General features: G+C 71.8%; 19 protein-coding genes and 1 pseudogene. 7 read left to right on the top strand and 13 right to left on the bottom strand.

The window, feature by feature from the left end; all coding sequences use genetic code 11:
- From ACWD01_RS34315 to ACWD01_RS34305, 3 genes are all read left to right on the top strand, one after another.
- Positions 1-3017: amino acid adenylation domain-containing protein (locus ACWD01_RS34315; RefSeq protein WP_451167489.1), on the top strand; the 3017-nt coding region annotated here is incomplete at its 5' end.
- A gap of 419 nt (positions 3018-3436) precedes the next feature.
- A complete protein-coding gene (locus tag ACWD01_RS34310; protein WP_451167487.1) occupies positions 3437-4435 on the top strand; it encodes a methyltransferase in 999 nt (332 codons plus the stop codon).
- Positions 4432-5619, top strand: coding sequence for a hypothetical protein (locus ACWD01_RS34305; RefSeq protein WP_451167485.1), 1188 nt, complete (start codon positions 4432-4434; stop codon positions 5617-5619). Before ACWD01_RS34310 ends, ACWD01_RS34305 begins: the two co-directional genes overlap by 4 nt.
- Positions 5620-5680: 61 nt before the next feature.
- On the opposite strand, the pseudogene ACWD01_RS34300 reads toward ACWD01_RS34305, so the two are convergent.
- From ACWD01_RS34300 to ACWD01_RS34290, 3 genes and pseudogenes are all read right to left on the bottom strand, one after another.
- Positions 5681-7366 (bottom strand): annotated as a pseudogene (locus tag ACWD01_RS34300) (IS1182 family transposase).
- Positions 7367-7494: 128 nt separating this feature from the next.
- A complete protein-coding gene (locus tag ACWD01_RS34295; RefSeq protein ID WP_451167483.1) occupies positions 7495-8307 on the bottom strand; it encodes an SAM-dependent methyltransferase in 813 nt (270 codons plus the stop codon).
- 188 nt (positions 8308-8495) lie between these two features.
- Positions 8496-9401 (bottom strand): helix-turn-helix domain-containing protein, encoded by a 906-nt coding sequence (locus ACWD01_RS34290; protein ID WP_451167495.1) that lies wholly within the window; start codon positions 9399-9401, stop codon positions 8496-8498.
- A gap of 203 nt (positions 9402-9604) precedes the next feature.
- Here ACWD01_RS34290 and ACWD01_RS34285 point away from each other — a divergent pair, with 203 nt between their 5' ends.
- The 3 genes from ACWD01_RS34285 to ACWD01_RS34275 all read left to right on the top strand — a co-directional run bounded on the left by ACWD01_RS34285 (position 9605) and on the right by ACWD01_RS34275 (position 13316).
- Positions 9605-11110: an alpha/beta fold hydrolase gene (locus ACWD01_RS34285; RefSeq protein ID WP_451167481.1), complete on the top strand. Its 1506-nt coding sequence runs from the start codon at positions 9605-9607 to the stop codon at positions 11108-11110.
- 178 nt (positions 11111-11288) lie between these two features.
- Positions 11289-12494 (top strand): serine hydrolase domain-containing protein, encoded by a 1206-nt coding sequence (locus ACWD01_RS34280; RefSeq protein WP_451167479.1) that lies wholly within the window; start codon positions 11289-11291, stop codon positions 12492-12494.
- A 147-nt stretch (positions 12495-12641) separates the two neighbouring features.
- Positions 12642-13316 (top strand): hypothetical protein, encoded by a 675-nt coding sequence (locus tag ACWD01_RS34275; protein ID WP_451167477.1) that lies wholly within the window; start codon positions 12642-12644, stop codon positions 13314-13316.
- A gap of 16 nt (positions 13317-13332) precedes the next feature.
- Here the strand turns inward: ACWD01_RS34275 and ACWD01_RS34270 are convergent, their stop codons facing one another.
- The 5 genes from ACWD01_RS34270 to ACWD01_RS34250 all read right to left on the bottom strand — a co-directional run bounded on the left by ACWD01_RS34270 (position 13333) and on the right by ACWD01_RS34250 (position 17037).
- Positions 13333-13734 carry a hypothetical protein gene (locus ACWD01_RS34270; RefSeq protein WP_451167475.1) on the bottom strand — a complete coding sequence of 134 codons (402 nt, stop codon included), beginning with the start codon at positions 13732-13734 and terminating at the stop codon, positions 13333-13335.
- 11 nt (positions 13735-13745) lie between these two features.
- Entirely contained in the window at positions 13746-14408 is a 663-nt protein-coding gene (locus ACWD01_RS34265) for a hypothetical protein (protein WP_451167474.1), read from the bottom strand.
- A 721-nt stretch (positions 14409-15129) separates the two neighbouring features.
- Positions 15130-16005 carry an alpha/beta fold hydrolase gene (locus tag ACWD01_RS34260; RefSeq protein ID WP_451167472.1) on the bottom strand — a complete coding sequence of 292 codons (876 nt, stop codon included), beginning with the start codon at positions 16003-16005 and terminating at the stop codon, positions 15130-15132.
- Between the two features lie 190 nt (positions 16006-16195).
- On the bottom strand, positions 16196-16591 hold the full coding sequence (locus ACWD01_RS34255) for an ArsR/SmtB family transcription factor (RefSeq protein ID WP_451167470.1): 396 nt from the start codon (positions 16589-16591) through the stop codon (positions 16196-16198).
- A complete protein-coding gene (locus ACWD01_RS34250) occupies positions 16588-17037 on the bottom strand; it encodes an SRPBCC domain-containing protein (RefSeq protein ID WP_451167468.1) in 450 nt (149 codons plus the stop codon). Before ACWD01_RS34250 ends, ACWD01_RS34255 begins: the two co-directional genes overlap by 4 nt.
- A gap of 133 nt (positions 17038-17170) precedes the next feature.
- Here ACWD01_RS34250 and ACWD01_RS34245 point away from each other — a divergent pair, with 133 nt between their 5' ends.
- On the top strand, positions 17171-17566 hold the full coding sequence (locus ACWD01_RS34245; protein ID WP_451167466.1) for a hypothetical protein: 396 nt from the start codon (positions 17171-17173) through the stop codon (positions 17564-17566).
- Between the two features lie 37 nt (positions 17567-17603).
- Here ACWD01_RS34245 and ACWD01_RS34240 read toward each other — a convergent pair whose 3' ends face one another.
- The 5 genes from ACWD01_RS34240 to ACWD01_RS34220 all read right to left on the bottom strand — a co-directional run bounded on the left by ACWD01_RS34240 (position 17604) and on the right by ACWD01_RS34220 (position 23242).
- Positions 17604-18101 carry an ATP-binding protein gene (locus tag ACWD01_RS34240; protein ID WP_451167493.1) on the bottom strand — a complete coding sequence of 166 codons (498 nt, stop codon included), beginning with the start codon at positions 18099-18101 and terminating at the stop codon, positions 17604-17606.
- Between the two features lie 155 nt (positions 18102-18256).
- Entirely contained in the window at positions 18257-19534 is a 1278-nt protein-coding gene (locus ACWD01_RS34235; RefSeq protein WP_451167464.1) for a hypothetical protein, read from the bottom strand.
- Positions 19531-19794, bottom strand: coding sequence for a hypothetical protein (locus ACWD01_RS34230; RefSeq protein ID WP_451167463.1), 264 nt, complete (start codon positions 19792-19794; stop codon positions 19531-19533). The genes ACWD01_RS34235 and ACWD01_RS34230 overlap by 4 nt, the downstream gene beginning before the upstream one ends.
- The gene (locus ACWD01_RS34225; RefSeq protein ID WP_451167461.1) at positions 19791-22469 is read right to left on the bottom strand and encodes an SUMF1/EgtB/PvdO family nonheme iron enzyme; all 2679 of its coding nucleotides are present in this window, start codon (positions 22467-22469) and stop codon (positions 19791-19793) included. Before ACWD01_RS34225 ends, ACWD01_RS34230 begins: the two co-directional genes overlap by 4 nt.
- Positions 22466-23242 (bottom strand): class I SAM-dependent methyltransferase, encoded by a 777-nt coding sequence (locus ACWD01_RS34220; RefSeq protein WP_451167459.1) that lies wholly within the window; start codon positions 23240-23242, stop codon positions 22466-22468. The genes ACWD01_RS34225 and ACWD01_RS34220 overlap by 4 nt, the downstream gene beginning before the upstream one ends.
- Positions 23243-23409: the final 167 nt, after the last annotated feature.

Here is a 23409-nt window from a genome sequence, read left to right as displayed (position 1 = left end):
AGGACATCCCCTTCGAACGACTCGTCGAAGTCCTCAACCCCACCCGCACCCTCACCCGCCACCCCCTCTTCCAAGTCATGCTCACCCTCCAGAACGACGCGTCCTCGCCGGAGTTCGGCGCGCCTGGGCTGGACGTGACGCAGGTGCCGGTGGCCGACGGCGGCGGCGCCAAGTTCGACCTGGCCGTCTCGCTGGCCGAGCGGTTCGGCCCGGACGGTGAACACGCCGGTCTCACCGGGGCCGTCCGCTACCGCACCGCCCTGTTCGACCGGGACACCGTGGAAAGGCTCACCGGCATCTTCGGACGGCTGCTCGCCCGGTACGCCGAGGCACCCCACCAGCCCATCGGCGCGGCCCAGTCGGTCGACGCGGCCACCAGGCGGCGTCTGCTCGTGGACTGGAACGCCACCACGGCCCCCGCGGCTCGCGCCACGCTGCCGGAGATGCTCACCGCGCAGGCACACCTCACCCCGGAAGGGGTCGCGGTCCGGCACGGGCACACGTCCCTGACGTACGCCGAGCTGGAACTCGCGACCGACCGGCTGGCGCGTGTCCTCGTGCAGCGGGGCATCGGCCCCGACCGCGTGGTGGCGGTGGCGTTGCCGCGGTCGCTCGGGCAGTTCGTCGCGCTGCTCGCGGTGCTCAAGGCCCGCGGTGCCTACGTGCCGCTCGACCTCGACCATCCGCACGAGCGGATCCGGTACGTCATGGACGACGCCGGCGTGGCGCTGCTCCTGACCACCCCGGAGACGGGCCTCGACCTGGCGGGTGAGGACCTGCCGGTCCTCCTGGTGGACCCGGGGACCGGCGCGGCCGAGGGCACGGCGGCGGACGGCGTCGAACTGCCCGCGCCGGTTCCGCACGACGCGGCGTACGTCATCTACACCTCCGGCTCCACGGGCCGCCCCAAGGGCGTCGTCGTCGAGCACCGCTCCCTCTCCGACTACCTCGCCTGCGCCGGAGCGCGCTACGCGGGGATGCGCGACACCGTGCTCGTCACCACCACGGCCGCCTTCGACCTGACCCTCACAGGCATGTTCGTCCCGCTCACCGTGGGCGGCACCGTGCATCTGGCCGCTCTCGACGACGACCCGGCCACCGCCGCGGCGTTGCGGGAGGACCCGTGCGCGCTGACCAAGGTCACCCCGAGCCATCTTCCGCTGCTCGCCGAGCTGTCCGACGGATTCAGCCCGCGGACCGAACTGCTGCTTGGTGGTGAGGCGTTGACCGGTGAGGTGCTGCGCGAATGGCGAGCCGCCCATCCCGGCGCGACTGTGGTCAACTGCTACGGGCCCACCGAACTGACCGTTAACTGCGCCGATCACCGGATCGAGCCCGGGGCCCCGCTGCCCGCCGGGCCGGTGCCGATCGGACGGCCGATGGCCAACACCTCGGTCTACGTCCTGGACCGGCGTCTGCAGCCCGTGGACGTGGGCATCGCGGGCGAGCTGTACGTCTCCGGCGCTGGCCTGGCCCGCGGCTACCTGGGCCAGGCGGGGCTGACCGCCTCCCGGTTCACGGCCGATCCCTTCGGGCCCCCCGGGGCGCGGATGTACCGCACCGGTGACCTGGTGCGCTGGAACGCCGAGGGGCAGCTGGTGTTCGCCGGCCGGGTCGACGAACAGGTCAAGGTCCGCGGCTTCCGCATCGAACTCGGCGAGATCGAGACGGTGCTGACCGGGCTGGCCGGGGTACGTCAGGCGGTGACCGTGGTGCGTACCGACCGGCACGACGACCAGCGGCTGGTGGCGTACGTGGTGCCCGACCGCGGTGCGGCCCTGGATACGGCCACGCTGCGCGCGGCGGTGGCCGCGGTGCTGCCCCACTACCAGGTGCCGTCGGCGTTCGTCACCCTGGACGAGTTGCCGTTGACCCCGAACCGCAAGGTGGACCGGGCCGCGCTGCCCGTTCCCGCGGAGCCGGAGAAGCGGGGCACCGCGCCCCGTGACGACACCGAGCGGCTCCTGTGCGAGCTGTTCGGCGAGGTGCTGGGCAGGTCGGAAGTGGGTGTGGAGGACGGCTTCTTCGACCTGGGCGGCCACTCGCTGCTGGCCACCCGGCTCCTCGGCCGGGTGCACGAGGTGCTGGGCGTGAGGCTGGGCATCCGCACCCTGTTCGAGGCGCCGACCGTGGCCGAACTGGCCAGAAGGGTCCGCGGCCAGGGCGGCGGCAACAGCTTCGACGTACTCGTACCCCTGCGGGAGCACGGCAGCGGCACACCCGTGTTCTGCGTCCACCCGGCGAGCGGCTTCGCCTGGTCCTTCACCGGGCTGTTGCGCCACCTCGACGCCGATGTCCCGGTGTACGGGCTGCAGTCGCGGGGCATGGACGGCTGTGCGCTGCCCGCCTCGACGGCCGAGGTCGCCGCGGACTACGTGGAGCAGCTCCGCAAGGTCCGGCCGAGCGGGCCCTACCGCCTGGTCGGCTACTCCTTCGGCGGGATCGTCGTGCACGAGATGGCCGCCAGGCTGCAGGAGGCGGGGGAGACCGTCGAGTTGCTCGCCGTTCTGGACACGGTGCCGCGCACGGGTGCGAAGCCGTCCTTCGCCGAGGAGGACATGCGCGACGGACTGTTCCGCGCCATGCTCGAACTCGGCGGCTACGACCTGAGCGACTTCGCCGACCGGCAGCTCGACCCCGACCAGGTCGCCGCTCTGCTCGCCGAACGCGGCGGCATGTTCGGTGACCTGGACGCCGAGCAGCTCCTCCGGCTGAGTTCGGTCATGACCAACAACAGCCGCCTGGCGGCGACGCACACCCCGCGCCCCTTCCACGGGGACCTGCATCTGTTCGTCGGCACCGAGAGCGAACAGTGCGTCGACCCGGCCGGGTGGCGGTCGTTCGTGACCGGCGAGATCGTCGTGCACCCGGTGGCCGCGAACCACGCGGGGATGACCCGCCCGCAGGCGCTGGAGACGGTCGGCAGGGCACTCCTTCCCGCGCAGGCGGACCTGGACGCCGGCCGGTCCGGGGCCGAAGGCGGCGAGGGCGGACGCGGTGACGGGGGAACCCGGTAGTGCCGGCGGCGCCGCCCCCGGCGGGTGATGCCTGAACCCGCCCCACGGGCAGGGCGGGTGGGACGAGCGCCGCGGTGCCTGGGCCCGCTCCGGAAGCGTTCCGGCAGGGCCTCGCACCGGGTCACGTGAGAACGCGGCCCGGTGCGGCGGCCGGGCAGGTGTCCGACGACCTCGCAGGAGCGGACGACAGCCTTTCGCTCTCCCGACGCCACTCGAAACGGAATACCGCGCACCGAAAGAAGGCCATATGCCTTTGGCAGCTTGCTGACGGATTGCTTGGAGGCGCAGTTCAGGCGCTGATAGGAAGTTGCGCAGACGTGTACCGGCCGCCGCGGCCGATGCATCTTGCATGGCATTCAAAAGGGATAGGAAACCACCCCCGCTGTTCGTGGTTTCACTCGCCAGAAACCGAGGAAGTGATGAGTTCCAGCACTCTTGACAGCGCCATGTTCGGATTGTTCTCGACCCATGCGCTGCACCTGGCCGACAAGCATGGGATATTCGCGCATCTTGTCACGTCCGGGCCATCCACTCCGCTCCAGATCGCGGAATCCCGGGGAATCGACCCGGAGACCACCGAGCGTCTTCTGATATTGCTGGCAGCCCTGTCCGTCGTCGAGCGCGACAGTGACGGAAATTACCGGATCCCGCCGGAACTGACGCCCCGGCTCGACTCCGCGAACCCGCGCTACATCGGCGCATTCGTGCACCATCTCGCGACGAGCACCATCGAGCAGATTTCGAAGCTGGACGCTTATCTGATCCATGGCAAGGAGGCAGTTGACGCGGAACTGCCTTCGCCGTTCGACGTCATCTACCGCGACGAACAGTCCACCGCCGACTTCCTGGCGGCGATGTGGCAGATCAGCTTCGAGCCGTCGAAGGAGCTCGCCGCCCTCGCCGGCCTCGGACCGGTCAGGCACCTGATCGACGTCGGCGGCGCCGGCGGCCCCTTCGCGGTGGCCGCGCTCCAGCAGTACGACGACCTCGCCGTCACCGTCTTCGACCTCCCCGAGGTGGAGCCGCACCTGGCCCGGACGCGTGAGGCACACGGGCTGGGCGGACGGCTGCACTTCGCTGCGGGTGACTTCTTCAAGGACCCGCTGCCCGCGGCCGACTGTCTGTCCTTCGGCTACATCCTCTCCGACTGGGAGGACGAGGTCTGCGTGGACCTGCTGCGCAAGGCCCGGGCGGCGTGCGAACCCGGCGGCCGCGTCCTGGTGATGGAGCGCCTCTTCGACGAGTCCGGCGGACCACTGCCGACCGCCGTGATGAACCTGTCCATGCACGTGGAGACGCGCGGCCGGCACCGTTCCGCCACCACGTACACGGAGCTGCTTGAGAAGGCCGGATTCACCAACTGCTCGACCCACCGGTCGTCCTGGGACAAGCATCTCGTGATGGGCTGGGCGGAGTGACCGCCCCGACGGACACCGCCGGTCACGAGACGACGCGCCCCCCGCTGACGGCGTCGCACTGGGAACTCGTCCTGCTCCAGCGCCGACGCGGGCGCTCGGGACTCGACGACTCGGAGCGGGACCGGCTGGGCAGACTCCACGACACCTGCCTCGACGAGCCGCATCTCGGCGAAGAGGGGAAGGTAACCTGCCTGTTGACCCGGCCGTTCAGCCGCACCCTCGCCGTACCGGAGTACTACCAGTACACCTGCATGCATGTGTACGGCTGGTTCCTGGACCGGTATCCGGGCGACCCCGTGCACGGCGTACTGCTCGCCGCTCACGCCACCGTGGCCGACCTGGCCGGGATGGAGCGGGCCGGTTGGCCGGCGACGGACCGGCCGGACCACATCGCCGAGCGGATCGAGGGACTCGACGGCCTGCTGGCCGCACTGGGCGATGTCCGAATCGACCACGCCACCGGCCTCCGCGTCCGTGACGTGCTGGACCGCGCGGCAGCCGATCCGGTGCTCTCCCGGCGCCTCGAGGTCCTCGCCGAGTGCACCCGCTTCCCCCGGTCGGCCAAGCACGAGGAGCATGTGTTCCTGCGCTCCGTCCAGGCGTGCGAGATGCTGTTCTTCCTCATCAGACGGCTGGCCGTCGAAGTCACCGTGTCGCACGGCGAGTTCCCCGCTCGTTGCGCCGGACTGCTGGACCTGGCCGGGGACTGCGCGCAACTGCTCAACGAGGTCTTCCAGGTCCTGCTCACCCTCTCGCCCGAAGGGTTCATGACCTTCCGGGACGAGACCGGAGCGGCCAGCGCGGTGCAGTCGCTGAACTACCACGCGATGGAGATCGCGGTGTACGGCTACGACCCGCGCAAGGCCCCGGTCTTCGCCTCCGTGGAACACCTCACCGCCTTCAACGACGCGGGTGTCCGCGAGCACCGCTCACTGTCCGCAGCGACGGCCGGGACAGCGGACGCAGCCCTGGCGGCGGGCTGGCATCGGCTGGACCGCACCCTGTCCAGGTGGCGTGGCGGCCACTACCGGTTCGCCCGCACCTACCTGCCCAGCGGTACGAAGGGCTCCGGCGACACCGAGGGCGCCGCTTACGTACGGAAGTTCGTACGCAAGGACGTCTGCCTGGCGGGCGTCGACCCCTTCGGCGGGCTGCCGCTCCTCTCGGGTTTCCTCTACTGCTGACGCCACGACACGACCGGTCACGCCGGGCGGAGGGCCCGCTCCCCAGGGGGGACGCTGTTAATCAATTCGGGCCCTGTTGCTTCGCCCCGTCGGCTTGGTCGGCGGGGCGAAGTGCTGCGAAGTGGCTGGTGCGGGTGCGGGCCCGGGGTGTTTCGGTGAGGTGGGCGTCGATGCGGGCGAGGTTGAGGGCGGCGCCGGTGAGCTGGTGCTGAAGGCTGGTCTTCGCCAGGCCCCGGTAGCGGGATCTGCGCAGGCCGCAGCGCCCGACGCCTTGGGAGATGGTGCCTTCGACGCCGGCGCGGATCTTGTAGCGGGCTTTCCACTCGTCAGTCTGCTGGAGAGCGCGGTTGCGTTGAAGGCCTGGTGCTCGTCGTGCTGCCGCAGGGTGAGTTCCCTGCGTTCGGCCTTGGGTGAGCTGACGCAGTCGCGCAGTGCGGGGCAGTGGCGGCAGTCGGCCGGGGAGAATCTGACCCGGATCACGGGAAGCTGCTGCTGAGAGCTGCGCAGAGCCCACTGGGTGCTGGTGGCTCCGTTCGGGCAGGTGACGTGCTGCTGGTCCCAGTCGATGGTGAAGGCGTCCTGGTCGTAGCCGCTGCCGTTCTTCGCCTGGGCGACGGTGACCGCCTGGAGCGGTCCGTGCAGCTCGATGCCGTGCTCGCGGCGGGCGGCCGCGATCTGGGAAGCGGTGGCATATCCGGTGTCGACCCAGTGTTCGCCAGGCAGGCAGTCCCGTCCGGCCAGGCCGTTGTGGATCTTCTCGCTCATCACGCTGTCGGGGACGGTGGCGACGGTCGTGGCCACGTTCGTGATCAAATGTGGGGTGTCCGGCTCACAGGTCTCGGTCAGACGGGTCTTGTTTCCGTCCCAGAGGATGTCGCGCTTCTTGCTGCCCCTGGCTTCTGGGTCATAGGGCGTGACCAGGCGCTTTGCGCCCGGCGGTCGGTCTTTTGGGTCCCGTCGCCTCACCTCGCCCCCGACCAGGTGGAAGTGCTGGACCCACATCTGCCGCAGGATCTTCACCTGCTCCAGCTCCCGGAGCGCGACCGGTGCCTGAGGCGAGAAAGACGGCCTCAAGCAGCCGCATCCCGTCCGTCCCGATCCGTCGGCCGACCTCCTCCCGTCTGATGTGGGCCTTGGGGAACCGGGAGTCCTCTGCCCGGGTGGCGTAATGCCGGAACCAGTCTGGTTCGGCGATCTCCGCCAGCCAGTCGGGGGCGGCCTGCGCGAGCGCGTTCAACGCCGAACGAAGCGTCTCCGCGACCATCTCCAGCCAGCACAGTTCCCTAGCCGCGGACTGCACATGCGTGGAGTCGGTCCGGGCCCGGCCTGACGTCTTCAGCAGGCCTTTGTCACGGGCCGCGGCCAGGATGCCGTCCAGCACCCTCCGCCCGGCGTCCGCTTCGACGAGGCGGTCCCTGAACTCCGACAGCACCGAGAAATCGAAGCCGGGATCGGCCAGTTCCAGCGCGAGGGCGTATTTGAAGTCGATCCTCGCCCGCACCGCCTCCGCGGCCTGCCGGTCGGTGAGCCCCTCGACGAACTGCAGCACCAGCACCAGCGCCAGTCGGCCCGGTGACCAAGCAGGCTTCCCCCGCGCCGGGAAGAGGTCGGCGAACTCCTCGTCGGTGAACAGCGGACCCAGCTCGTCCCGGACCCGGATCGCCAGGCTCCCCTTCGGGAACGCGGCCCGCGTCACCCGCACCGTCTCCGCCGGGATCTCCCCCGGCCCCTTCGGCTGCATAGACATCGACACCCACCCCATACGACAACGTCGGCTCCCAAGACACAACCGGGTCTTGGGAGCCGACGTCACGCACGGGCCCGAATTAACCAACAGCGTCCCATGTCGGCGGGGGCGCGTCGCGCTCTGCCGGGTTACGGCTTGCGGGCCACCGCGCCGTACAGCGAGATCACCGCGTTCTCGTCGACGACCTCGTCGACGGCGAGCTCGGGGTGCCAGTCGGTGAGCTGGACGAGACCGGGCTCCACGGTCTCCAGGCCGTCGAAGAACCGGGCGATCTCGTCACGCGTGCGCGGCGCGAGGGTGACGCCCCCCGCCGCGTACATGGCCACACCGCGCCCGACGGCGGCCGGGTCGAAGTCGGCGGTGAGCTGCGACAGGACGAGGTAGCTCCCGGAGGGCAGCTCGTCGACGAGCCGGGCGACCAGGTCGTGCGGACCGTCGTCGTCCCCGAGGAAGTGCGTCAGCGCCACCAGGGAGAGAGCGACGGGGCGCGTGAAGTCCAGGTTCTTACGGGCCTGTTCCATGATGCGCGCGGGGTCGCGGACATCGGCCTGGACGTAGTCCGTGGCGCCCTCGGGGGTGCTGCGCAGCAGGGCCTCGGCGTGCTTCAGCACGATCGGGTCGTTGTCGGTGTAGACGACGCGGGACTCGGGGGCGATGCCCTGGGCCACCTGGTGCAGATTGGGCTCGGTGGGGATTCCGGTGCCGATGTCGAGGTACTGCCGGATCCCGGCCTCACGGGCGAGCCAGCGGGTGACGCGCTGCATGAACCAGCGGTTCGTCCTGGCCACATGCTTGGCCGTCCCGTCGACGCCCATGATGTGCCGGCCGAGTTCCTCGTCGACCTGGTAGTTGTCCTTGCCGCCGAGGAACCAGTCGTACACCCGGGCCGGATGCGGCCTGGTGGTGTCGATCCGTACGGCGGCCGGCTCTGTCCCGGTCATACGAGGCTCCCTGAATGCTCTACGTCCGCGCTCTTGCGGTCTCTTCCGGCCGGACGGTCCCGTGATCCTCGCAGGAGGCACCCGTGCGCGGCAAGCAACTCATGCTTTGAGCAGGGCAGTTCACATGACGGGGTGTGGGGCGGCACGTTGGCCGCCGGGGTCGTGTCGGGTCCCCGGGCAGTCGGGCTTCAGGCCGCGGGCCGGGCCGCGCGGGTGTCCAGGGCGGCGCAGAGCCAGTCGTGGGCGGCGCCCGCGGTCGGTTCCGACGGGCCGCGGAGCTCGGCGGCCAGCTCCCAGTACCGGTCGATTCGCGGGTCCTGGGCGAGCCGGCCGCTGAGCCCGCGGCGGAACGCGGGCGTGTCGCGGGCGCCGCAGGCGTGGGCGTAGGCGGAGACGAAGCAGTCGAGCGCCTCGCCCGGCCGCGGTGCCCGCTGCGACCGCAGTTCCGCCGACGCCAGCGCGTACGCCTCGGCGAGCCCGTCGTAGAGCACGGCCGGCCGGAACCCCGCCTCCGGCTGGTGTGCCGCGGGCTGGCACGGCCCGGTGCCCGAGCAGTCGCCGGAGGTGAGGGCGTACAGCCGGGCGAAGGCCAGCACCTGCTCCGGAGCCGGGTCGGCCGGCGGCTGCGGGACCGCCTCTTCGACGATCGCGGAGACCAGCCGAGCCGGGAGCCGCGCGGGCAGCAGCCAGCGCCGCCAGAAGCGCGCCACCGGCGCGGTGTTCGGCGGGGCGGACACCGCGCCGATCAGGCGCAGCCGTTCGACACGCTCCTCCGGGGCGCAGTCCTGGAGGAGCCGGAGGGCGGCCTCCCGCCAGCGCAGCTCGGCCAGCCTGGAGCCGACCTCCCGCAGCTGCCTCGCGACGACGTCCTCCAGCGCGTCCTCCTGGTCGAGGACCCGGCCCACGGCGGGGACCGGCAGGTCCAGGGTGCGCAGCGAGCGGATCAGCCGGAGCCGCTCGACCGCCCCGGGGCCGTACCGGCGGTGGCCTCCGCTGCTGCGGGCCGCTTCGGGCAGCAGGCCGCGGTCGGAGTAGAAGCGGACCGTCTTGACGGTGACGCCGGCCTGCTCGGCGAGTTCCCCGATGCTCCACAGGCCGTCGGGCGAGGCTGCAGGACCACCGGGCCGGGGCCCGCGGTCACCGGGCGGAGTCGTGTGATCGCCGGGCAGGACGTCAAGGAGCGAGCCGTCGTCGGACAAGACTTGAACCTCCCTCAGGGGGAGTTCCTACGGTACCCGGCAGGACGGACGGCCCGGGCGGCCGGCCGTGCGGAACCGAGGTATGCGAGGAGACGTTCATGACGGCATTCATCCTGGTGGCGGGCGTGTTCACCGGCGGCTGGGTCTGGCAGGAGGTGGCCGGCCGGCTCCAGGAGGCGGGGGCCGAGGCGTATCCGGTGACGCTCACCGGCATGGGCGACCGCCGGCAGTCGGCGGGCCCCGGCACGGACCTGGAGACGCACATCGAGGACGTGGTGCGGCTGATCGACGCGGTGGACGCGCCGGAGGTGGTGCTCGTCGGCCACGACTACGGCATTCATCCGGTGCTCGGCGCGGCCGACCGGCGCCCGGAGCGGATCGCCCGCGTCGTCCATCTGGACGCGGGCATGCCGCAGGACGGCGATCCGGCGCTCCGTCTGGTGACCGACCAGGCGGTCCGCGACCGCCTGTCGCAGCCCGGCGGCGCCGACGACGACTGGCGGGTCCCGCCGCCGGCGGCGGGCGGATGGCAGCGCTGGGGCAGCACCGCCGGGCTCTCCGACGCGGCACTGGCCCGGCTCACCGATCTCACCGCTCCGCAGCCGAGGGCCACCCTCACCCAGCCCCTCCGGCTGACCGGCGCGGCGTCCCGGCTGCCGACGACCGGTGTCCTGTGCACGGAGAACGGGTCGAGCATCGCCCTCGTGGAGGCGATGGTGGGCCTGGGCGACCCCCGCCTGGAGGCGCTCACCGACCCGCGGGTGACGTTCTTCGAACTCGGCACCGGGCACTGGCCGATGCTCTCCTCCCCCGGTGAACTGGCCGAGGTGCTGCTCCAGGCCGCCGCCGGCGAAGGGCACCGCGTCTCCGGGCGGGCCGGCGAGACCCCCGCCCACCTGCGGCCCTTCCTCCTCGGCGTGCCCGAGCAGCGCCGCGAGCGGCTGGGCAAGGTGGACCTCCATCTGCCGGACGCCGAGGGCCCGCGCCCCGCCGTGCTCCTCGTCCACGGCGGCCCGGTACCCGCCGAGGTGCGGCCGACCCCGCGCGACTGGCCGGGCTTCACCGGCTACGCCCAGTACCTGGCGAGCCGGGGCGCGGTCGGCGTGACCCTGGACCACGGCCTGCACAGCCTCGCCGACTACGGGCGCGCCGCGGAGGACCTGGCCGCGGCGGTCGATCTCGTACGGGCCGATCCGCGGGTCGACGGGGAACGTGTCGCGCTCTGGTTCTTCTCCGCCGGCAGCCCGCTGTCCGCGGACTGGCTGGCGTCCCCGCCGGCGTGGCTGCGGTGCGTGGCGGCGACCTACCCCGTCCTCGCGCCGCTGCCGAGCTGGGGGCTCTCAGACACCCGCTTCCGGCCCGCGACCGCGGTACGGGGCGCGGGGCGGCTGCCGATCGTGCTGACCCGGGTGGAGCTGGAGATCGCGGAGATAGCGGCGACGGTCGAGGAGTTCCTGACCGCCGCCGGGGACTGCGAGGCCGCGATCGAGATCATCGACGTGCCGGGCGGCCACCACGGCTTCGAGACGATCGACCACACCGCCGAGACGCGGTCCGCGGTGACCCGCGCGGTGGATTCGGTGCTGGGGCATCTGCGGAGCTGAGGCGCCCGCCGGGCCCGGTCGCTGCCCGCGAGCAGCCGCACTCACCGGCTGCTCGCGGGCCTCGGGGACGGGCGGCCTTGACGGACCCCTGCCCGAGTCCCGCGCGACGTCGGACCAATGAGTTCTCGTCGCTGTGGCGGTCCTCGCTTACGTCCGCACACAGCGAGAAGGTGGCCTGATGACCAACCCCGGGACCGACCCCGTATCCGATCCGACAACCGCTCCCACGACTGACCTCGGCGGAGTGCTGAGCAAGCATGTCGACGGCGGGTCGGTGCCGGGCGCGGTGGCCCTCGTCGCCCGTGGCGACCAGGTGGAGGTCGGGACGGCCGGCCACGTCGACGTGGCCGGCACCGCCCCGATGGCCAGGGACTCGATCTTCCGTATCGCCTCGATCACCAAGCCCGTCGTCGCTGCGGCGGTCATGATGCTCGTCGACGACGGCAGGATCGGGTTGGAGGACCCTGTCGACGCGTGGCTGCCGGAGTTGGCCGACCGGGTGGTCGTCCGCACGCCGCAGAGCCCTGTCGACGACGTGGTCCCGGCGGTCCGGCCGATCACCGTGTTCGATCTGCTGACGTCCCGCGCCGGGTACGGTTTTTCGTCCGACTTCTCCCTGCCGGCGCTCGCGCCCCTGGTCAACGAGTTGAAGCAGGGCCCGCCGCAGCCGCAGGCCGTCCCGGCGCCCGACGCGTGGCTGGCGACACTGTCCCGGATTCCGTTGCTGTACCAGCCGGGCGAGGCATGGCTCTACAACATCTGCTCCGACATCCAGGGCATGCTGATCGCCCGGATCTCGGGCGGCCCGCTGCCCGACTTCCTCGCCGAGCGGGTCTTCGCGCCGCTCGGCATGACGGACACCGGCTTCCACGTCCCCGCCGACCGACTCGACCGCTTCACCGACTACTACCTGCCCGGCCAGGACGGCGGACTGGAACCGGCCGACCCCGCCGACGCCGGCAGCCAGTGGAGCAGCCCGCCCGCCTTCCCGTCCGGCGCGGGCGGCCTCGTCTCGACGGTGGACGACTACCACGCGTTCGCCCGTATGCTCCTCGCCGAAGGCGCCGCTGCCGACGGCCGCTGTCTGCTCACCCCCGAGTCGGTACGGCGGATGACCACCAACTGCCTGACCCCGGACCAGCGCAAGGCCGGTGGCCTGTTCCTGGAGGGCATGGGCTGGGGCTTCGGCGGCGCGGTCGACGTCGAGGCGGTCGAGCCCTGGAGCGTCCCCGGCCGCTACGGCTGGGTCGGCGGCACGGGCACCGCCGCGCACATCACGCCGTCCACGGGTGCGATCACGATCCTGCTGACGCAGGTGCAGATGTCGGGCCCGTCGTTCCCGGAGCCGATGCGGGACTTCTGGCGGTACGCGGCAACGGTGTGAGGGAGAGCGGCCGCTCATGGGGGGTGAGGGAGGGCGGGCCGCTCATGGCCGCCGTAGGAGGGAGTGCGGCGCTCGGCGGCTCCTCCCGCTCCCGGAGCCGTAAAATCCGAATGCGCCGCGGCCGGGACACGTCACACACTTTCCCTCGTGATTTCCCTGCAGCCCGTCCTCGAGACGTACGCCCCCGCCGGGTTCGACCTGTGGCCGGTGGCCGGGTCCGTGCCGTACGGCTTCCTCGCCCTCGACGGCACGCTCGGCCCTGCCCAGGTCGGCACGGCGGTGATGCGCATCGCCGCCTGCAACGACGTCGACCCGGAGCACGACGGCCGTCCGCCCCGCCCCGCCGACCCGCTGGGGAGCTTTCTGCACGGACTGCTCACGATGCCGGACCCGCTCTTCGCGGCCGGGGGCCTGCGTGTCACCGACACCATCGTCGGCGCGACGCTGGTGCCGGGCTGCTGCACCGGGCTGGAGGACTGGCGCGAGTGGTTCGACGTGGTCGAGGCCGACCTGGACGGCGGCCGGGGACGGTTCGGCCACGACCCGTCGCCGATGGCCGAACGCGTCGGCGAGACCGTCCGGTTGACGGTCGACGCGGAGCGGGACGACAGCCCCGTCATCGAGGTGCCCGTCGCCGAACTGCGCCTCCTGCTCGCCGGCGCCGAACGCGACCTGGCCGCCTTCCTCCGGCTGGCCGCGGACTGGGCGGCCGCCCAACTCCCGGACCACGCGGGCCCCGTCACCGCCGCCCTGGCCCGCGCGCTGGACATGCCGGTGCCGCCATCCGGAACGCCGACGCAGCAGTCCCGAAGGCCGGGCTGAGACCGCTACCGCGGCGTCACGACTCCCGTGCGTCGGCCAGCCGGTCCAGCTCGCGCATGGCTTCGGAGTGCGCGCTCATCCGGGAGCTCAGGAGGCCGACGGTCAGCAGCGTCACGCCGGCGGCCGAGACGGGCACGGAGAGGCCGAGCACGGCCACGGCCTCGGGCCAGTCGCGTTCGTTCGCGCACCAATCGCCCCGCTGGAGCCCCTCGTTGGCCGTGCCCCACTCTGTGAACAGGCGCGACCGGCATTGATGGGGCGAGCGGTCGTCCGGCTCGTCGGCGACCTGGTACGGGGTGAGCAGCAGCACGGCGCACCACGCCCACAGGATCGTCGCCAGTGACAACAGGCCGATGCCCCAGTTGCGTATCCTCCAGGCCCGCTCGCGGAAATCCAGGTCGTATTCTCGTGATCGCACAGCCGGCGACGCTACCAGCCACCGCACATGCGCCCCGTCGCCGCCACCGCCTGGCCGGAGCCACGCGTCTGGACGAACGGCTTCCCCACGGTCCGGCCGGTGCGCATGTCCACCACGGACAGCTTCAGCGGGGCGTCGTAGTCGTGGTCGTCGGCGGCCGCTTCCCCGCTCCTGACCAGTCCGACACCGCCGTCCGGGGAGAGCCCGACGCCTTCGCTGTCCGCGTGTTCTTCGGCGCCCTGCAGGGCCGGGGCCAGATCGAGCCGGTGCAGTTGGCTGCTGGCCCGCGTGGTGTAGGTCAGGGTGGCGGTCCGTTCGTCGAGGGCGGCCTCGTTCAGGTCCCAGCGGTCGCCGTCACGGCCGCCGTGCTCGGTGACCGTGAGCAGCGGCTCCCGGCAGCCGCTGCTCGGCCAGACCTCGACGCCCTTCTGGGCGGAGTGCCCGACGACGAACCGTCCTTGGGCACTGATCCGGACCCGGTCCAGCTCGATGTCGGCGTCACCCACCGCGCGGCCGTTACGCGCATCGACGACGTGCAGCCGGTCGTCGGCGCTCAGCAGGACGCGGCTGCCGTCCCCGCTGAATCCGAGAGGGGACTCGCAGGAGGACGGGGCGTTGTTTCCGACGTGGGCCGGACGGCCGCCGACGAAGCTCCAGAGCGTCCGCCCCGACACGGTGCAGGCGGCGTATCGAGTGCCGTCCGGCGACAGGACCCCTCGGCCGAAGCCACGGGCGAACCGGTCCGACGCGACAATCGGAGTGCCGGACGGCGACAGCAGGCGGTGCGCCTCGCCCCTGCTTCGGAGAGCAGCACATGCCCCTTGTCGGACAGTTGGACGGGGCGCCGGCCGGGCCGTCCGGGGAAGGCCTTTCCGGCGGCCTTGCCGTCGTCCGTGGACACGATCCGGTAGGCGCCGCTCTCCTCGATCAGCGCCAGCAGCCTGCCGTCCGGACTGACCACGGGCGGCTGCGCACTCCCGGCGCCGGTCGGCCCCTCGTGGGTGAAGGCCGGACGCCGGGCGGCGTCCGCGTCCGCGTCCGCGGTGAGATTCCAGGAGCGGGTGACCGACGGCCGCACCGACGTGATCACCGGAGCGGTGCCCGCGAGGATACCGGCCGCCTCCGACATCCCGTGAGCGGCCGGGGCCGGCCCCTGACCGCAGCCGGGGCGGGCCCCTCGTCACCGCCGGGGCGGGCCAGCGGCGTCCGGGCGGGCAGCCCGTGGTCGGTACGGGGGCACCCGCGCCCGGCACACGGGGTCACGTCCAGGGCGGGGCTTCGCCCGGTGCGAAGGCCGTTCGGGGCCCTGGTGCGTGACCGACCGCTCAAGGACCTGTGCCGGCGGCGACTCCATGGCGTCACGCCGTCGCGGCGCACGGGTGCCGTCTCGCCGCGTCAGCCGGCGGCGCCGTCCAGCACCTCGCGCAGCCGCTGGGCGAATTCCTCCGGCGCGCCCGCATGGCCGAACTCCCCGCCCAGGAACCCCGCGTGGTGGGACGGGAAGACGGTCATCCCGAGGTCCAGCCGGGCGGCGATCTCCGTCGCGGTGCGGGCGCAGAACTGGCCCTCGGACTCCTTGCCCGCCGCCACGACGATGCGGGTGGAGGCGGTACGGAGAGCGGAGAAGTCGGGCAGGTAGCCGGTGCAGCGGCGCAAGTTCTGGCCCAGCAGCGGGTCGTCGCGGGAGCCGTCGTCCTCGGCCGGCAGCCCGAAGGCGGCCGGGTCGGGGGCCGGCTCGTCGGCGGGGTTGTCGGGGAAGAGCCCTTGCCGGCTGGTCAGCGCGATGAACTTCGCCATCGCCGGTCCCATGCCGTCACGGAGGTACGTCGCGTGGATGTCCTCACAGGCGGCCAGCGCCGCCTCGCGGTCCGGCAGGACCTGTGCCGTCGGCGGCTCGTGCGCGACGAGGGTCCGCACCAGTTCCGGGCGCCGCGCCACCAGGGCGAGCGCGTTGACGGCCCCACCGCTGCTGGCGAACATGTCCACCGCGCCGGCGTCGAGCGCCTCGATCACGCGCCGCAGATCGTCGGCGTGCTCCTCGGGACCGACTTCCGGCGCGGCGTCCGTACGGACGCTGCGCGCGGTGCCCCGCGGGTCGTAGGTGACGACGGTACGGTCCGTGAAATGCGAGGCAAGCGTGGCGAACCCGCCGGCGTCCATGGGCGAGCCGACCAGGAACAGGGCGGGCTTCCCGGCTCGGTCGGCGTACCGGATGTCGTACTGGAGCGTGGCGCCGGGGGCGTCCAGCGTGCGGGTCTCGATCTCGGCCATGTGCGTCTCCTCAGGTCCTTGCTGTCACGAGTGGAGACCGGCGCCTCCGGCGGAACTCATCGCTCGTGCGGACCGATTCTTCGCGGGGCCCGGGCCTGCCGCCCCTGCCCGCCGGGGAAGGAGCGGCGTACGGCCGGGGTACGGGCCCCTGCCGCCGGTCCTGGGCCGGGACCGGGACCCGCCGCGGGCGCTAGCTCTGATCCCGCTCCTCGTTCTGCGACCCGTCAGGTGCGCCCTCCCCCCGCTGCGCCGCTTCGGCGATGCGTTTGATGTTCGCCAGCCGCCGGTCCCAGTCGGAGGCGAGTGCGGCCATCCAGCGTGCCGTCACGTTCAGCGCCGCGGGCCGTACCGCGTACCGCACCTCGCGTCCGACCCGGCTGCCCGAGACCAGCCCGGCGGCGTCCAGGACGGCGAGGTGCTTGACGACCGCCTGCCGGGAGACGGGCAGCCGCTCGGCGAGCTTCGTCGCGGTGACCTCGCCCTGCTCGGCGAGCAGGTCGAGCAGTTGCCGGCGTGTCGGGTCGGCCAGCGCGGCCAGGACACCGTCGACGTCCTCGGCCGCGCCGCGCCGCGGTTCGTCGGTCACGCGGACGCCGGCTCCTCGACGCGCTTCCGGAACGCGTCGAGCACCTGGGGCCAGCCGCCGGCGTTGTCCTCCAGCGCCTTGCTGCGCAGCTCCTCGGAGCCGGCCAGCGCCGCGAAACCGCTCTCGACGACACGCAGCCGCGTCTTGTCGCCCTCCGCGGTCAGGGTGAACTCGACGAGGGTGCTGTTGTCCTCGCGCAGCTCTTCCCCCGGGAACGCGCTTGCCCAGCGGTACGCCAGGTAGGCGGGCGGCTCCACCTTCTCCACGCGTACCGGGAAGTCGCCGTACTTGGCGTTCCTGGCCACGATCGACGCGCCTTCCTCGGCCACGGTGCCGGCCAGGCCGTCCGTGTCGTCCACCCAGAAGCCGGGCTCGGCCACCAGCGGCCAGACCCGCTCCAGGGGTGCGGCGATCAGTGTTTCCCGTTCGATCCGGTCCTCGCTCATGAGTGGCTCCTTCGTCCGTCACCGTCGAGTGCAATCGTGCAACTCCAGAGTTGCACATCACCTCGCGAGCCGCAACCAACGGGTTGCACATCCCGGCGGATACGTCATCGCTCGGGCGGGTCATCATGGAGTGATGCTGGTCGAACTGGTGAAGGTCGCGAAGTTCCCCTCGAACCCATGGCTCGCACAGATCCGCACCCCGTACGGCCACGCCGCGGTGCGCTGGTGCGGCGACCGAACCGCGGAGCCGGGCGTGTACCACGTCGAGTGGACGGTCGACCAGAACCTCACCTGGGGCCGGAACGCCAAACCGTCCGCCACCCACGGCCCCGGCATCCGCACAGGCGGGCACTGCGTCATCCTGCGGGGCCGGCTGAGCGTGGAGGAGGACGGTGCAGGTGTTCTGGACCTGGGCGGCGCTCTGATCCTTCTGGACCTCACCGACCCGGTGCCCGAGGGCGTCGCCGGCACGTGGATCGAACTCCGGGTGGAGCGCGAACGGATCAGCCTCTACCCGTACGTGCTCTGATGCGGCCTCAGCCTCCGCCCGACGGCCAGGGCGCGGTTCAGTCCGCCGGCGACGAAGCTGGTGCCACGTCGGGCGCCAGGGCCGGTTCGAGTGTCGCCCAAACCGTCTTCCGCACGGGCGGCTCCGCGGTGAGCTCCACGCCCCAGCGGGTCGCCAGCGCGTCCACGATGAGGAGACCTCGCCCCCCCTCCCTGCCGACCTCGTCCCCGGAGGCGGGGGCAACCGCCATCAGCGGCAGCCGCTCGCCGCACACGTCGGTCACTTCGATACGCAGCACGCCCCGGACGTCCAGCAACAGCGTGAGCCGGAAGTCGCGGCCCGGTACGCGCCCGTGCTGGACGGCATTGGCGGCCAGCTCGGCCACGATGTGCTCGGCCGACTCGGAGGGCTGCTGCCAGTCGGCGAGCTGCCGCTCCGTCAGCCGCCGCGCCAATCGGGCCCCGCGCCGTGTGGGCGACAGGAGCACAGTGAAGCGGTGGCCCTCGCGGGCGGGCTCGGAAGCAGACGAGGAAACAGGTGAAGGCCGGGACGGCATCTGTACGTTCACGTCATTGAGCGTGGGTGACGGATCACCTCGACGGCCAGCGGATCGGCCGGTACGAAGGCGCTCGGTACGGGTGCCGACCAGGGCCGGTACCGGCCTGTCCTCGACGAGCCCGGCGGCCGGCGGTACGCCCGGGCATCGCCGGGTTACAGCTTGCTTCCTCCCCGCAGCGACGAAAGGACCACGCGCCCGTATGGCGTCGTCAACGCGGCTGCCGTCGCGGCGACCGACAGCCCCAGCGCCATCAACAGGTGCGTCACCGACTTGTCGCCGAGAACCTGAAGAATGGCCAGCGCGGTCGTCAGGGGCAGGCCCAGAACAGTGAGGATGCCGAGCGCCCCGCTGATCTGCTGGCTTTCACGGGTCTGGACGAGCCGGCTGTAGTCGGCGGCCTCGGCAAGGATCTCGGTGAAGCGGACCGGGAGGCGGTGCTGTTCCTGGAAGGCGAGCAGCAGATCGTTCGCCGGGCCGTGGGCGGTGAGGTGCTGGCGCCAGTAGGTGCTGCGGAACCGGGCGATGTTGCGTTCCAGAGCGGCGACGTGGCGGGCGAGTCGCGGTGAGTCGAAGACGTCGGACAGTTCGTCCGTGAGCTCGTCGATGTGGTCGCGCTGCAACGAGCCGAGGAGCAGAGCGTCGAGGTAGACGGTGCGTGAGTGCAGCGCACCGAACTCGAAGAAGTCGCCCGCCCCGGTATCGGCCCGGTGCCCGAGGAAGGCGGTTCCCTGCCGCAGCACGAGCGCGCTCCAGTCGGCCGAGATGCGCAGCGCACTTGCCAGTTGCCGGGTCGCCGTCTCAGGCGCCAGGGGGAAGTCGTCCGGGTTGGACCGCGATGCCAGCTGCCACAGCCACCGATCGGCCGTGCCGGGCAGTTCTCCTTCGATGCCCTGCCGCAGCGTCGCCGTGTGATGGGCCCGTGGCGTCATGAAGGCGATGGTGTAGGGGCGGGCAATGGCGAACGATTCTCTTGCGTCCCTCAAGTCGGCGACGTCGGCGAGCAGGAGTGTGGGTGCCAACGGCCCGCCGAGAGGGGAGGGTTCACTGGACGGACCCCTGCCGCCTATCGCGCGCAGCACCGGCAGGAGTGGTCTCTCGACGCTCAGGTGCAGGACCGCCAGGGCATGCTCCGGACCGCGGGCAGTGGCTGTACGCAGCAGCTCCATCCCCGTGAGATGCAGCCCGTCGTGTTTGACGTCCATCGGGCTGTGCCACCGCCTCGGCCGGCCAGGTGCTCCGTACAGGACCCGGGCCGAGGCAGGGGCGAAGTACGTCGAACGTGTCTCGGCGTCGGTGCGCCGGCTGCCCAGCTCGAACGGGAACGGCCCCTCTCTCCATGCGGGCGTGCCCCGTAGCCGTACGGGCAGGACCACCGTCAGCTCCTGGCGCGCACCCGTCACACGGTCCAGTGCGGGCGTGGCGGCCGTCATCCGTAGTACTCCGAAGCGTCGGGCTGGTCGAGGCGGATCACGAACTCGGCCCGGCCGTACCCGTCGGCCGCCACGTGGAAGCGGACATGCTCGCCGGTGCGGATGGTGCGGAATCCCTCGGTCACGATCTGCCGGTAGTCGAAGGTGTAGTAGCGCTGGTCCTCGTCGTCCCGGACGGTGTAGGCGCCGACGGTGCCGTTGACCCCACCTCCGCTCGCCCGCCGGTCGACGATCGTTCCGTGGCGCGGCCCGCGGCTCATGCCTCCGTCCTTCCTGTGACCGGTGTGTCCGGCAGGTCCTCGACGCACCGGAAACCGACCGCGTTACTCGCCCCGCGCTTGCGGTACAGACCCTTGCTACTGGTCTGCACAGCCCGCATGGGGTTGTCGTAGCTGCCGCCGCAGATCGCCGCTTCACCCGGGTCGCCGAGGCTTGTGGAGGTCCACTCCCAGCAGTTGCCGGCCATGTCGACCATGCCGAACGGTGAACGGTTGCCGGGGCGCCGGTCGACCGGGGTGACCCAGGCCCGGCGCACGGCATCCTCGGCGAAGTCGCGATACCAGGCCTGGTACGTGACGAGCGGCCGTTCCACCCAGGCGTCGGCGCAGTTGACGTCCGCCCCCGACGGGTCGTCGCCCCAGGGGAACAGCCGCCCGTCGGTGCCGCGTGCGGCGGCCTCCCACTCCAGGGCGGTCGGCAGACGTTTGCCTTCGAAGGCGGAAAAGGCGTAGGCGCTCCACCAGTTGACGCACACCGCCGGGTAGGAGTCGTAGCGTGGGTCCTCGTAGTAGTCGGGTTTGCGGAGCCGGTCGACCCAGGGACGGTGGGTGATACCGGCCGGCTGCTCAGGATGGTCCCAGGGTGACGTGCCGTCGGCGTCAAGGGCCTCCAGGAAGCGACGGTAGCGGGCCACGGTCACGGCGTGACGGTCGAAGCGCACGGGCCGTTCGACGCGTCGCAGCAGCAGCCGCTCGGCCGGGCCGACGAGGTAGGTCCCGGCGGGCAGGACGCAGTCGGCGCTCCCGGACCCCGGCGCAGCCGAGGGAAGGGAGGCCAGGAAGGACCGCACCTGTTCGGTGACGAAGGCGCCGCCCGGCAGGGCCGCCGCCGTGTCCCGGTGCGCCGGATCGGCAAGGTACCGGGCGGCGAGCAGTTCCTGGTACGCGCTGTGGACGAAGGCGACATGGTCCGTTCCGGCCGGGCGCAGTAGCGGGGCGAGTACGCAGGCTTCGAGTTCCAGCCGGCCGTCGGTGAAGGCCGTCACGCCGAGCAGCCGGTGCAGGTCGAGCAGGGAGAAGACGGTGCGTTCGGCGAGGAACGCCTGTCCGAAGGCCGCGGGCAGTCTCTGCTCGGTCTCTCCGGCATCCTGGTCGGCGAGGGTGCGCGTGATGTGCGCGGCGAGAATGTCGGCGAGCGGACGCCCGGTGGACAGTTCGAGTGCTGCGGTGAGGCGCTTCTCCAGCGGGGTGGCGTCCGGCTCGGCGAGGCGCACCAGATGGAAGTGCGGGACACGCGCCGGGTCGACGCCGTTGACGTACATCTGCTCCACCAGTTGCTCGGAGCGGCCGGCGCCGCTGTCGAGGAGCTGTCGCACCTGGGGCGAGTCGGCAAGGAAGGACACTCGCGAGCTCATGACGACCGCGGATTCCGCGGACAGGACGGCCGCCAGGTCGGCGAACAGCCGGAGGAAACCGGCGGGGCTCGGCTCGGCAACACCTTCATCGATGGCGTCGAGCACGCAGAGCGCGGTCCCGGAGCGGATCAGGTACAGGAAGAGGTCGTAGGCGCGGGCCCGGTCGGCGGCCGCCATGGAGGGCGCGAGGAGGCGGGCGGCGTACTCGGGAAAGGGTTCGTCCTTCGGTTTGAGACCGAGGTCGAAGTAGAACCGGAAGCGCCGGGCCTGCGGATCGGTCGCCAGGGCGCGGAGCAGGGTGCTCTTGCCGCTGCCGGGGCGCCCCGTGACGAGGACGTTCGCACTGCCGCGCGCGAGGCCGGTCAGCAACGCGCCCGCGTCCCCCGACTCGGTCGTCGCCGATTCGCCCGTGCGTGGGTCGATGGACAGCACCGCCGCCGGCACGGCCGCGCGGGCCGCCGGGGGCGTGTCGGGCGCGGTTCTGCCCGTGAGGGCCTGGAGGTGCGCTTCGAGGTTGACGAGGGTGTCGACGAAGCCGTCGTAGCGGACGATCCGGAAGTCGTGCCCCAGCATCTCCCGGAGGGCGGCCGAGCCTCCTCCGGGCTCGTCCTCCACGATGACGAAGCGGGTGAGCTTCGGCAGGCGTGTGCGCAGCAGCTCGCCCCCGCTGGAGGACAGCACGGTGCGGAGGTCGTCCGCGTCGCGGGAGAGCATCAGTTCCACGTACTCGAGCCGCATTCCGGACTCGCGACAGAACAGCTGGTAGACGGTGTCGGAGCTGAGCACGAAGCGCTTGGCCTGGCGGTAGCCGAGGGTGACGTACAGCCCGGCGAGGAACTCGCAGCGGCGGGCGACCTCGGGCGCCATGTCGGGTTCGCCGCCGAGAAGGGCGGCACTTCCGGTGTCGGTGAACCAGACAAGCACGTCCACGAGGCGGCGGACGGCCAGCAGGCCGTCCTCGTCGCTGATGTCGTAACCGTCGTGCGTGGACCGGTTGCGGAGCCGCCGGATGTCGTCCAGGGCGTCCATCACCGTGCTGCTGCGGATGTGCGGACGACAGCGTTTGACGAGGTCGTTCAGCGCCTTCGTCGACGGATCGCCCTCGATGCCATGATGCCGCCACAGCTCCTTGAGGAGTTTCTCGGTGAGCTTGCCGATCAGGGCGACGGCGTTCTCGGGATAGCCGTCGTTGAGCGAACGCAGCGGGCGTTCGAGGTCGAGTCCGAGCCGGTCGGCGATACGGGAGTGGTCGTCCAGCTCGCCGCGTAAGCGCCGCAGACGTTCGTCCACCACGGTGCTCACGCCCTTTCACCCCGGCGCTCCGCGAGCACGAAGGCGAACCGGTCCGGAAAGACAAGGACGGACTCGGGGTGGGTCGCGCGCATCTCCTCGATGCCCTTCTCGAGCTCGCTGTCGGTGAAGGTGGAGAGCAGCGACATGTAGCGGGCGCGGACCATGCCCAGGTACTTGTCCTTGTCGATGCGCAGTTCGTGCTCGACGTGGCCGAGTCCGGCGTCGAGCCCGGCGGCCCGCAGGTGGCCGACGATGTCGTTCGGGTCGGGCTGCAGTTCCGCGAACCGGGTGAGCGCGGCCTCGAACAGCGGGTACCGGATCGTGGCCGGCAGCATGACGACCAGCAGTCTGCCGCCCGGGGCGAGCCGGTCGGCCAGCCCGCGGAGGGTTCGCGCCGGGTCGGGCAGATGGTGGACCGACTCCTTGAGCCACATCGCGTCCAACTGCTCGTACGGGAGGCCCACGCGATCCTCCGCGATGTCCTCGGCGGAGGCGACGAGCGGCGTCAGCCCGGGCGGGGGCGGTGAACCGAGCTGTTCGAGCATCGCGGCGGAGGGGTCGACGCAGAGGATGGGGTGCTCAGGTCCCAGGGCGGCGGCCACCTCTCGCGCGAACAGCCCCGTACCGGAGCCGATGTCGGCGACCCGGTCGGCGGGCGTGAGGCGCAGGGCCTCCGCGATACGGGCCGACATCCACGGGATGTACTCGGGCCCGTAGACCCAGTGCTCGTCGTACTCCGCGGCAAGTTCCTCGTAGTGCCCCCGCACATCGCGCTGCTCCACGATCCCCCTCGTGTGTCACCGGTTCTGTTGTGCCGACCACAGGCCAGGCTATCGCGCGGTGGCGGGACGACAACAGCGCGTAGTGCGAGGACCGTCGCTTTGAGCCCGGGTAGCGGGACGCGCAAGGACGGACCCCCAAGAGATCCAGTGCAGAAGGCGATCCACCT

The sequence above is a fragment of the Streptomyces sp. NPDC002835 genome (genome assembly GCF_053591995.1).
The sequence above is the reverse complement of the archived record's forward strand: the minus strand, read 5'-3'. Positions and strand labels throughout refer to the sequence as shown.